Raw genomic sequence first — 10,395 nt, forward strand, 5'->3', positions numbered from 1 at the left:
GGCGCCCTCCCCTGCCCGCCCGGCCAGCGCATCGCGGTCGCCGCAGACGCGGCGTTCAGCTTCCTCTACCCGCATCAGGCGGCGGGCTGGCAGGCGGCAGGCGCCGAAATCGTGCCGTTCTCGCCGCTCGCCGACGAAGCGCCGGACGACGGCTGCGACGTATGCTGGCTACCCGGCGGCTATCCGGAGTTGCATGCCGGCCGCATCGCCGCAGCCACGACCTTCCGCGACGGCTTACGGACCTTCGCCGAGACGCGGCCGGTGCACGGCGAGTGCGGCGGCTACATGGTTCTGGGTGACAGCCTGGAGGACGCCGCCGGCATCCGGCATCCGATGGCGGGGTTGCTGCCGGTCGCGACCTCGTACAAGGCCCGCAAGCTCCATCTCGGATACCGCGTCGCCCACCCGATCGGCGACGGGTTGCTGGGGCCGGCCGGGCTGCGCCTCGTCGGCCACGAGTTCCACTACGCCACCGAACTCACCCCACCGCCGGCGGAGGACGAGGCGTTCTGCCGGGTCGCGGATGCGGAAGGAACCGACCTCGGCTTCGCCGGGCATCGGCGCGGCCGCGTCACCGGCACGTTCTTCCACCTGATCGCGCTGGAGGATTGACGCGGACCGCCGCGCAGGCCGCAGCGGACCGCGCCCCCGTGGTGCCCATCAGATCGCGTTACTCGGCGGCTTCGGCCTCGGCCACGTCGGCTTGCGGCTGACCGAGCTTGGCCACCGTCCGCACGATCGCGAGCACGTCGCGGCGCATCTGGTCGTTCTCGATCAGCGCGTAGGCGCGCAGCAGCTCGATCGCGCCGTGCGCGCTGAGGAAGCCGAACACGTCCTCCTTCGGGGCCGCGCCCTCGTCCTTCTCCTCGAAGAAGGCCGAGACCGGCACGTCGAGCAGCCGGGCGATCTCGCGCAGGCGCCCGGCGCCGACACGGTTCTGGCCCTTTTCGTATTTCTGCACCTGCTGGAAGGTGACGCCCACCGCCGTGCCGAGCGCCGTCTGGCTCAACCCGCGGGCCTTGCGCAGGGCGGTGATGCGGAGCCCGACGAGGCGGTCGACGTCGGTGGTCTGTTTCGGCATCATCGTCGGACACAGTCCTGTTTCGCGGCCACAACTTAGGGCGCACCGCCATCCTCGCGCGGTTCTGCCGCCGCTCGGACGATTGACACCCAGTCACGCAGGCCGCCACCTGCCTCGCGCGCGCCTGACGGTGCCCTGCCGACGCCCGGCGAGGGCGAAGGGCTACCCACCCGAGCGCTTCAACAAAAACAACTAGGACACGAATTAAACGAGAATGCAAGCTTAGATCGTTCCAGCAGGGCGGTTGTCACCGCGTTCGCGCTTACCCGCCTCATGCCCGCGCTAAAACTATAGTAAGTGAGTTCTCGACTTGCGGTCGTCGTCCGGCCGCAACCCTGGGTGGGAACTACGCAGACCGGCAGTCCGACTTCGGAACGATGGCCGGACGCCATCAAATCATGGAGATGTTGATGTTCATTGCGATGAATCGTTTCAAAGTCGTTAAGGACTCCGCTACCGATTTCGAACAGGTCTGGCTCGGGCGCGACAGCCACCTCGGCGAGATGGAGGGCTTCGTCGAGTTCCACCTGCTGCGCGGACCGGAGGCGGACGACCACATCCTCTACGCGTCGCACACGATCTGGCGTTCGAAGGCAGACTTCGAGGCCTGGACCCGCTCCGAGCAGTTCCGCAAGGCGCACGGCCGCGTGCCGACGACGAAGCCGCTCTATCTCGGACATCCGCAGTTCGAGGGCTTCGAGACCATCCAGACCGTCGGCGGAGCCGAGAACGCCGTCGCCGCCGAATGATCGCGCGGCCCCGGCCTCCGCGCACGCGGGCCGGGGCTTCGATGCAGCCAAGTCTTCGATTTAGCCGAGCCTTCGCTTGGACTGTGCCTGGCCGGTGGACGAACTCGCCCGTCGGGGCCGATGCCAAGTCTTCAAGCTCTCGAACACGGCTTTGACGGAGTCGAGCCCGCTCTCACTAGAAGCCTCACCTGCCCTCGGCGTCCGCTCTCATCCCCTTATGCACGCAAGTCTGCGCGCCCCGTCGAAGCCGCCGGGTCGTCACGCGACTTGCGGACCCGCGCGGCCGCTGACTACTGCGAAGTGATGTTTTCCAAATCATCACGACGATATGAAGCGTGAGCGCGAAACGCATTCCCCACCGAATCCGTAGGGTAACGACGATAATCAATTTCCTTTTGCGTTCTTAACTTAGGGAAATGGTCTTCTCGGTAGTTTCCTCACGTTGCGACGCGCCGGTCGGCGTCTTATGGCGAAAGAGTCTAGCGCAAGGTCACGGGCGTCGTGATCACGGCCCTACGCTTGCTCCGTCGTCCAAGAGTGCTCGATGCGACCCACGATGTGCGTCGTTTCGGGACACTGTCCGGTTCAGTTCGGAACATGGCGCGCCAGATGTTTCAAGATCGTCTGCCCGAGACCTTCCAACCGCTGCCGACCTCGGCCGAGCGGCGGCGCACGGTTTGGGCGGCCCTGCTGCCGCGCCGGAGCCGGGACGCGTTCCGCGTCGGCATCTCGGCCTCGGTGGCGGTGATCGACATGCTGTCGATCGTTCTGACCGCGATGGTGATCGAATACGGCTACTTCTACATCCTCAACGGCGAGGTGATGCCGCTGTCGTCGAGCTGGGGCCTGCAGCTCTCGGGACTCCTCGCCTTCGTCATCGTCTCGACCTCGGCCCTGCGCGAGGAATACGCGATCGAGGCGATGCTGGCGCAGAAGGCGTCGCTCCAGCGCAGCGCCGCCCTGTGGCTGGTCGCGTGGGCGGCCGCCCTGGTCGTGGGCTTCATCACCAAGACTACCAACGACGTCTCCCGCGTCGTCGCGTTGACCCTGTTCGTCTGCGGCCTGCCGGCGCTGATGCTGGCGCACGCGGCGATGATCGGCCTCGTGCGCCGCGGCGTGACGCCGGCCTCCAGCTCGGTCAGCCGCGTCCACCTCGTCGGCTTCGAGGACGACATCGCCCGCTTCTACGCCAGCAACGAAGCCGACTCCCTCGGCCTGCGCGTCGTCGGCACGAGCTACCTCCGCCGAATCGACACCCGGGCCGACGCGGCGACCCGCCACGCCCAGATGTCCGAGGACCTCGACCTCGCGGTCTCCGTAGTGCGGTTCCTGCGACCCGACGACGTCTTCATCCTGGTGCCCTGGGCCGACACCGCCGAGGTCGAGCGCTGCATCGACGCGTTCCTTCGGGTGCCGGCGGCCCTGCACCTGCGCCCGGGCTCGGTGCTCGACCGCTTCCCCGACATGCAAGTCTCCCGCGTCGGCCGGCTCTCGGGCATCAACATCGGGCGCCGCCCCCTGAGCATTGCCGAGGTTCTGCTCAAGCGCATCCTCGACGTGACGCTCGCCACCATCGCCCTCTTTGCACTGAGCCCGCTGCTCGCGGCGGTGGCGGTTGCGATCAAGCTCGACAGTCCCGGCCCGGTGTTCTTCCGGCAGAAGCGCTACGGCTTCAACCAGCAGCCCTTCGGCGTGTTCAAGTTCCGCAGCATGAAGGTGGAATCCGACGCGGTGTTCAAGCAGGCCTCGCGCAACGATTCGCGGATCACCCGGGTCGGCGCCTTCCTGCGCCGCTCCAACATCGACGAGTTGCCGCAGATCCTCAACGTGCTGAAGGGCGAGATGTCGCTCGTCGGGCCGCGGCCGCACGCGCTCGCCCACGATCGCAGCTTCGAGCGACGCATCGCGCTCTACGCGCGGCGCCACAACGTCCGCCCGGGCATCACCGGCTGGGCGCAGGTCAACGGCCTGCGCGGCGAGACGCTGACCGATCTCGACATGGAGCGCCGGGTCACCCACGACCTGCACTACATCGACAACTGGTCGATCTGGTTCGACATCCAGATCATGTTCCAGACGGTGTTTTCGCGCCGCGCCTATCGCAACGCGTTCTGAGCGTTTCCAGGGTCTGATTTTCGGCGGCGCTGACTCCTGTCAGGCGGCTGATCCTACCATCCACGTCATCCTGAGGTGCGGACGAGAAGCGGAAGCCTCGAAGGAGCCCTCCAGGGATCGTGCGCGTTCTGCAGACCTCCTTCGAGGCCGGTGACGCGGCACCTCAGGATGAGGTGGTGGGTGGGAAGGGAGCGCATCGTCCGCCGCCGGCCGTCTCCCTCAATGCGCGTCGTCGCCCTGTCGCCCATGGCAGGCGCCGCACTCGCCCTCGACTTCGAGGATGCGGCTCGCGGGGCGGAAGCCTGCCCGCTCCAGGGTGCGGCCGAGCCCGGCTTCGATCTCCGGCGACGTGGTCTCGTCGATGCCGCCGCAGCTTCGGCAGATCAGGAACACCAGCCCCTCCCCGGCGCCGTGCTCGTGCGCGCAGGAGACGAACGCGTTGCGGCTGGCGATGCGGTGGACGAGGCCGTTCTCGGTGAGGAAGTCGAGCGCGCGATAGACCGACACCGCCGCCACCCGGCGCTCGGGCCCGCTGAGGCGCTCGGCGATGTCGTAGGCCCCCATCGGCTTGCCGGTCTCGGCGACGGCCTGGAGCACGTCGTGGCGCAGCTTGGTGAAGTGCAGGCTGCGGTCGCGGCAGAGCTTCTCGGCACGCGCCATGGTCGCGGCGGCGTGGTCGGCCCCGCACGCGCCTCCCTCGTGCCCGGCGTGGTCGTGCATTCCGCTCCTTGCGTCCCAGCCTTGGCGTCCCGACCGCGATTGAACGCTGCCGGTGTTACAGTGTATCACCGGAGATTATAGGCCGCGCACCCGGTCCGGGCAACGGATCGACGCCCGGCCTTCGCGCCCCTCGATCAAGATCGCCTCCCTTGAGACCCAGATCACGCCCGCCGGCTCCCTCGTCCGCGTCGCTGTTCCACAGCGGCTTGGCGTTCCGCCTCGGCCTGGCCGCCGCGCTCGCCGGGCCGCTGTGGCTGGCGATCGCCTGGACGCTCGGCACATGAGTGCGGGCGCGCCGACCCCCGGCGACATCCGCTTGAACTGCCTGACGCTCGGCTACGACCGGCATCCGGCGGTGCATCACCTCGACGGCACCATCCGCCGCGGCGACCTGCTCGCCCTGGTCGGACCCAACGGCGCCGGGAAGTCGACCCTGCTCAAGGGGCTGATCGGCGACATCCCGAGCCTCGACGGGCAGATCCTGCGTGGCATGCCGGCGCGCACCCTCGCCTACCTGCCGCAGGCCGACGAGATCGATCGCAGCTTCCCCTTGAGTGTCCTCGATCTCGCCAGCATGGGCCTGTGGCGGCGCTCCGGCGCTTGGCGCAGCCTGCTCGGCCATCGCGGCGCCGTCCAGCGGGCGCTCGAGGCCGTCGGCCTGTCCGGCTTCGAGGCGCGCCCGATCGGGACGCTCTCTGGGGGGCAGTTCCAGCGGGCGCTGTTCGCCCGCCTGATCCTGCAGGACGCGCAGGTGATCCTCCTCGACGAACCCTTCACCGGGGTCGACGCACGCACCACCGACGACCTGATCGCGCTGATCCGCACCTGGCACGGCGAGGGCCGGACCATCGTCGCGGCCCTGCACGACCTGGCGCAGGTGCGTGCGCATTTCCCAAAAACCCTGCTGCTCGCCCGCGAGCCGGTGGCCTGGGGCGCGACCGCGTCGGTGCTGTCGCCGCAGAACCTCGCCCGCGCCACCCGCCTGTCGGAGGCCTGGGACGAGGATGCCGCGATCTGCGCCCACGACCACGCTCACGCCGCGGCGGGGCTCGACGCACCGGGAGGCGGGCACGACCACGCCCATGCCCACGAGCACGGGCATGGGCATGGACATCACCACTCGGCCTCCACCGAACAGCGCGAGACTGCGGCGTGATCGATCTCGTTGCGCCGTTCGTCGAGTTCGGCTTCATGCGCCGGGCGCTGGTCGGCTGCCTCGCCCTGTCGATCTCGGCGCCGCCGGTCGGCGTGTTCCTGATGCTGCGCCGGATGAGCTTGATGAGCGAGGCGATGAGCCACGCGATCCTGCCCGGCGCCGCGGTCGGGTTCCTCGTGGCCGGCCTGTCGCTGCCGGCGATGACGCTCGGCGGGTTGGTGGCCGGGCTCACTGTCGCGCTGCTCGCCGGCCTCGTCACACGCTCCACCGTGATCCGCGAGGATGCGAGCCTCGCCGCGTTCTACCTGATCTCGCTCGCCGCCGGCGTCCTGCTGGTGTCGCTGCGCGGATCGCAGATCGACCTGCTGCACATCCTGTTCGGCACGGTGCTAGCCCTCGACGACCCGGCGCTGCTGCTGCTCGGCGGCATCGCGACGGCGACCCTGTTCGGCCTCGCCCTGATCTACCGCCCGCTGGTGATGGAATGCGTCGACCCGCTGTTCCTGCGCACGGTGAGTCGCAGCGGCGGCCCGGTGCACTACGCCTTCCTCGGCCTGGTGGTGATGAACCTCGTCGGCGGGTTCCAGGCGCTCGGCACCCTGCTCGCGGTCGGCCTGATGCTGCTTCCGGCGATCGCAGCCCGGTTCTGGGCGCGCGACCTCGGCACGCTGATCCCGGCCTCGATGCTGATCGCGGTGCTGGCGAGCTTTTCCGGCCTCAGCCTGTCCTACCATCTCGACCTGCCGACCGGGCCGGCGATCGTGCTGGCGGCGGGTGCCCTGTATCTCGTGTCGATGCTGGCCGGCCCGCGCGGCGGTCTGCTCTACCGCCTCGTCAAGCCGAGACACCTCGAGGCGTGAACTCAAGCGATGCGATTCGGAGCGTTTCGGCTCAGAGGTGGAAGAGACTGATGATCCCTGCGACGATCGCGTAAGCGAAGCCGGCGTTAAGCAGCACGCCGAGGCTTCCGATCCCCAGCCCGACCAGCACCAGGATGCCGTCGCGCTCGACCAGCCCGAGGCCGACGAGGCAGACCGCGAGGCCGAGGGGAATCTGGCCGATCACCGGCGCCGCGACGATCAGGGCGAGCGACAGTGTCAGCAGCGCGATGCCCATGCCGCGCATGCCGAGCGCCGTCTCGAACACGCTGAGCCGCGGCCGCGACCACCGCTCCAGCCGCCGCAACACCGGCACGGCGCGCTTGACCGCGCGCTCCACGTCCTTTCGGGCGACCGAGCGCCCGAGCAGCGCCTTCGGCAGCCAAGGCGAGGATTTGCCGATCGCGATCTGCACCGCGACGAGGAGCAGCAGCAGGCCGCAGACCAGCGGGATCGGCGGCGGCATCGGCAGGCAGTTCGGCAGGCCGAGCAGCACCACCAGCAGCGCGAAGGCACGATCCCGCAAGACCGCGACGATGTCGCCGACGGTCAGGCGGTCCCCCTCCTGGTTGGCGAGAACCGTGAGGACGTCGGACGTTCGGGCACCGGAATACAAAACGTGGCCGCAGGTTGCTGTCCCGGCGCGGGCTCTAGCCGAGTTCCGCACCGCCGCCAAGCGCCGCTTCCCCGCGGCCGTGCGAGCGCGTCGGACGTCGATCGTTGATAGGCTGGCAAACCCACCTCAAAGAACATTTTCTTTCAAGTTGCTCGGCTTACGCATTTGCCGACTTGAAGTAAATTCGACGCCCATGAGGTTGATAAATCCACAACAGATCATCCCCGAAATGATGCCCGCAACGGAATCGAGAAGACGGCGGGTCACGCGACAATCATCATCGTCGCGTCGAAAGACTGAGATCTTGTTCCTGAATGAGGGGCGCGGCGTTGAGATGCCCGGCTGCATCGACGGGACGGCGGTGGATCGCTACGCGCGTGGCGGGCCTCGTGCTCGCAGTCACAGCGCCGGGATGTTCCACGGCGTGCGCGGGCGAGGTCGACACCCTCCTGTTCGGCAGCCTCGATGCGGGCGCAGCGAACTTCCTATCGGTCGGCGCCAAGGTCGCGCTCGACAGGCTCGATCGCCCGGGCTTCGCCGTGCTGGCGAGCGTCGGCGGGGGACGGCGCAACGAGACGCCCTGCGTCTGCGCATCGACGTCCGGGCCCGTGCGCCTGTCGCGCTACACCGCGCTCGGTGCGACGCTGGTCGGCTATCAATGGTTCTCCGAATGGGGCGTGGTTGCCCTCTACGCCGGCCCCGAAGGCGCCATCGAGGCCCTGATCGACGGCCGTAGCGAGGCGACGCTGCCGGTACAGTGGGGCCTGCGCCTGCACGGCGAGGTCTGGGCGCGCCCGACCGACGAGACCCTGGTCCAGGCCACCTTGGTGCTCGGCTCGGCCCGCGATTCGGCCTGGTCCCGGATCGGCCTCGGCTATCGCGCCTGGGGCGCCTACCTCGGTCCGGAGGCCAGCCTCTACGCCGACCGGTCCGGCTATACGAAGTGGAACGTCGGGCTCCACGCCACCGACTTCGCAATCAGCGCCTACAATTTTCGCGTCTCGGGCGGCGTCCAGATCGAGAGCAACGCACGGCGGCCGAGCCCCTACGTGGCTTTGTCGGTTTGGAGCCCGCTCCGATAGGCCGATATCAGAAGATGCGGAGCTGATCCTTCGAGCGCCTACCGGCCTCATCGGGAATCGCACGTGACGCGGACGGCGCGTCCGCGCTCAAGCCGTCGAGGAACGAGGCCGCATCGGATGCGATCTCGGCCTTGCGCGCCGGCGTCATCTTGGCGAGCGAGCGGTAGGGCATGGCGAGGCGCGGATTGCCCTCGAGCCGGTCGGCGTTGGCCATCAGGAAGTTCCAGTACAGGTAGTTGAACGGGCAGGCGTCCGGTCCGGCCTTCTTCGCCACGTCGTAGCGGCAGGCGCCGCAGTAATCCGACATCCGGTTGATGTAGGCGCCCGACGCCGCGTAGGGCTTCGAGCCCATCACGCCGCCATCCGCCCACAGCACCATGCCGTGGACGTTGGGAAGCTCGACCCACTCGTAGGCGTCGGCGAAGACGACGAGGTACCATTCCTCGACCTGGGCCGGCGCCAGGCCGGCAAGCAGAGCGAAGTTGCCGGTCACCATCAGGCGCTGGATGTGGTGGGCGTAGGCGTGCGCCCGGGTCTCGGACACGACCTGCGCCAGGCAGTTCATCTCGGTCTCGCCCGACCAGTAGAACCACGGCAGGTCGCGTGTCGCATCGAGCGCGTTGGTCTCGGCGTAGGCCGGCATCCGCGCCCAGTAGAGGCCGCGCACGTATTCGCGCCAGCCGAGGATCTGACGGATGAAGCCCTCCGCGCAATGGAGGGGCGCGGCGCCCTCGCGGTAGGCGCGCTCGGCGGCGCGGCACACCTCCTCCGCGTTGAGCAGGCCGGCATTGAGCGGTGGCGAGATCAGCGCGTGGTAGAGGAACGGCGCACCGGCCTTCATCGCATCCTGGTAGTCGCCGAAAGTCGGCAGCCCGTCGGCGATGAAGTGCTTCAGGGCGTCGAGGGCTTCGCCGCGGGTCACCGGCCATCCGAAGCCGTCGAGGTCGCCGAAATGCCCTGCGAAGTGGCGCTCTACGAGGGCGAAGACCTCGCGCGTCGTCGCGTCCGGCGCGAAGCGCAGGCGGTTCGGCACCGCGTGGTTCTTCGGTAGCTTCTTGCGGTTGTCGGCGTCGAAGTTCCACTGGCCGCCGACCGGCTCCTTGCCGTCCATCAGCAGCCCGGTGCGGCGGCGCATGCCGCGGTAGAACGTCTCCATGCGCAGCGCCCGCCGGTCGCCGGCCCAGTCGGCGAACTCGCGCCGCGGGCACAGGAAGCGGTTGTCGTCGCGGATCTCCACCGGCACGGCGAGGTCGTCGCGCCAGTCCTGCATCATCGCCCAGACGCGCCACTCGCCGGGCTCCGTCACCACGACCCGCGTGGGGGCGTGCCGGGCCGCCGCGCGTTCGAGTTCGCCGGTGAAGCTGCCCGTGTTGCCGGGATCGTCGAGGCGGACGTAGTCGACGGCAATGCCCTCGGCCTCGAGCTCGACCGCGAAGTGGCGCATCGCCGAGAACAGGAACGCGATCTTCTGCTTGTGGTGGCGGACGTAGGTCGCCTCCGCCATCACCTCGACGATCAGCACCACGTCCCCGTCGTCGAGGTCGACGAGGCTCGACACGCGGCGGTTGAGCTGGTCGCCGAGGACGAAGCGCAGGGTCTTGGCGCGAGGGGACTTTCGCGGGGCCGACTTTTGTGGAGCCAAGCGCCTCAGCCCTTGGTCCGCAACATCGAGCGGCCGCCGTCGGCGCCGATGATCTGCCCGGTGATCCAGCCGGCCTCGGCCGACACGAGGAAGGCGGCGAGCCCCGCGATGTCCTCCGGGGTGCCGAGGCGCTGGAGCGCATGCATCACCGCGATACCCTGCGCCAGGGTGGCGTTGCCGGTGATCGCGGCCGCGAGCGGCGTCCGGGTCAGCGAGGGCGCCACCACGTTGATGCGCACGTGCGGCGCGAGCTCGGCGGCCAGCGACAGGGCGAGGCCCTCGACCGCGCCCTTCGCCATCGCGACGGAGGCATGCGCCGGAAAGCCCTGCGCCACCGCTACGGTGGAGAACAGCAC

At 68.9% G+C, this 10,395-nt stretch carries 12 protein-coding genes and 1 pseudogene; 7 read left to right on the forward strand and 6 right to left on the reverse strand.

What is annotated here, in order from left to right:
- Positions 1-612, forward strand: a pseudogene (locus FV222_RS09285) (cobyrinic acid a,c-diamide synthase); the annotation flags it as partial.
- 58 nt (positions 613-670) lie between these two features.
- Here the strand turns inward: FV222_RS09285 and FV222_RS09290 are convergent.
- A complete protein-coding gene (locus FV222_RS09290; RefSeq protein ID WP_147761386.1) occupies positions 671-1,084 on the reverse strand; it encodes a helix-turn-helix transcriptional regulator in 414 nt (137 codons plus the stop codon).
- 407 nt (positions 1,085-1,491) lie between these two features.
- Between FV222_RS09290 and FV222_RS09295 the strand changes: the two genes are divergently transcribed.
- Positions 1,492-1,830, forward strand: coding sequence for an antibiotic biosynthesis monooxygenase (locus tag FV222_RS09295; protein WP_147752914.1), 339 nt, complete (start codon positions 1,492-1,494; stop codon positions 1,828-1,830).
- Between the two features lie 609 nt (positions 1,831-2,439).
- Positions 2,440-3,945: an exopolysaccharide biosynthesis polyprenyl glycosylphosphotransferase gene (locus FV222_RS09300; protein WP_147761387.1), complete on the forward strand. Its 1,506-nt coding sequence runs from the start codon at positions 2,440-2,442 to the stop codon at positions 3,943-3,945.
- 219 nt (positions 3,946-4,164) lie between these two features.
- Here the strand turns inward: FV222_RS09300 and FV222_RS09305 are convergent, their stop codons facing one another.
- Entirely contained in the window at positions 4,165-4,665 is a 501-nt protein-coding gene (locus FV222_RS09305) for a Fur family transcriptional regulator (protein ID WP_147752916.1), read from the reverse strand.
- A gap of 149 nt (positions 4,666-4,814) precedes the next feature.
- On the opposite strand from FV222_RS09305, the gene FV222_RS31860 reads away from it, so the two are divergent.
- The 3 genes from FV222_RS31860 to FV222_RS09315 are packed head-to-tail and all read left to right on the forward strand — an operon-like array spanning position 4,815 to position 6,681.
- On the forward strand, positions 4,815-4,949 hold the full coding sequence (locus FV222_RS31860) for a hypothetical protein (RefSeq protein ID WP_281406880.1): 135 nt from the start codon (positions 4,815-4,817) through the stop codon (positions 4,947-4,949).
- Positions 4,946-5,821 (forward strand): ABC transporter ATP-binding protein, encoded by an 876-nt coding sequence (locus FV222_RS09310; RefSeq protein ID WP_147813970.1) that lies wholly within the window; start codon positions 4,946-4,948, stop codon positions 5,819-5,821. Before FV222_RS31860 ends, FV222_RS09310 begins: the two co-directional genes overlap by 4 nt.
- 35 nt (positions 5,822-5,856) lie before the next feature.
- Complete coding sequence (locus FV222_RS09315) at positions 5,857-6,681, forward strand: metal ABC transporter permease (protein WP_147761457.1); 825 nt, start codon at positions 5,857-5,859, stop codon at positions 6,679-6,681.
- A gap of 31 nt (positions 6,682-6,712) precedes the next feature.
- On the opposite strand, the gene FV222_RS09320 is transcribed toward FV222_RS09315, so the two are convergent.
- Both FV222_RS09320 and FV222_RS29475 read right to left on the reverse strand, forming a co-directional pair.
- Entirely contained in the window at positions 6,713-7,315 is a 603-nt protein-coding gene (locus FV222_RS09320; RefSeq protein WP_147752932.1) for an exopolysaccharide biosynthesis protein, read from the reverse strand.
- Positions 7,316-7,441: 126 nt separating this feature from the next.
- On the reverse strand, positions 7,442-7,663 hold the full coding sequence (locus tag FV222_RS29475) for a hypothetical protein (RefSeq protein WP_187277278.1): 222 nt from the start codon (positions 7,661-7,663) through the stop codon (positions 7,442-7,444).
- A gap of 29 nt (positions 7,664-7,692) precedes the next feature.
- On the opposite strand from FV222_RS29475, the gene bcsS reads away from it, so the two are divergent.
- Positions 7,693-8,397 carry a cellulose biosynthesis protein BcsS gene (bcsS, locus tag FV222_RS09325; protein WP_238270770.1) on the forward strand — a complete coding sequence of 235 codons (705 nt, stop codon included), beginning with the start codon at positions 7,693-7,695 and terminating at the stop codon, positions 8,395-8,397.
- A gap of 7 nt (positions 8,398-8,404) precedes the next feature.
- On the opposite strand, the gene FV222_RS09330 is transcribed toward bcsS, so the two are convergent.
- A complete protein-coding gene (locus FV222_RS09330; protein ID WP_147813972.1) occupies positions 8,405-10,039 on the reverse strand; it encodes a cryptochrome/photolyase family protein in 1,635 nt (544 codons plus the stop codon).
- Positions 10,040-10,044: 5 nt separating this feature from the next.
- Positions 10,045-10,395, reverse strand: a 351-nt coding sequence (locus tag FV222_RS09335; RefSeq protein WP_147813974.1) for an SDR family oxidoreductase, incomplete at its 5' end; no start/stop codon positions are given.

It is taken from the genome of Methylobacterium sp. WL103 (assembly GCF_008039885.1).
Classification (GTDB): Bacteria; Pseudomonadota; Alphaproteobacteria; order Rhizobiales; family Beijerinckiaceae; genus Methylobacterium; species Methylobacterium cerastii.

Coding starts and splice junctions, on each gene's coding strand:
- FV222_RS09315 (WP_147761457.1), top strand. CDS start 5,857: ATGCGCCGGGCGCTGGTCGGCTGCCTCGCCCTGTCGATCTCGGCGCCG.
- FV222_RS09310 (WP_147813970.1), top strand. CDS start 4,946: ATGAGTGCGGGCGCGCCGACCCCCGGCGACATCCGCTTGAACTGCCTG.
- FV222_RS09295 (WP_147752914.1), top strand. CDS start 1,492: ATGTTCATTGCGATGAATCGTTTCAAAGTCGTTAAGGACTCCGCTACC.
- FV222_RS09300 (WP_147761387.1), top strand. CDS start 2,440: ATGTTTCAAGATCGTCTGCCCGAGACCTTCCAACCGCTGCCGACCTCG.
- FV222_RS09305 (WP_147752916.1), bottom strand. CDS start 4,665: ATGCACGACCACGCCGGGCACGAGGGAGGCGCGTGCGGGGCCGACCAC.
- FV222_RS29475 (WP_187277278.1), bottom strand. CDS start 7,663: ATGCAGCCGGGCATCTCAACGCCGCGCCCCTCATTCAGGAACAAGATC.
- FV222_RS09290 (WP_147761386.1), bottom strand. CDS start 1,084: ATGATGCCGAAACAGACCACCGACGTCGACCGCCTCGTCGGGCTCCGC.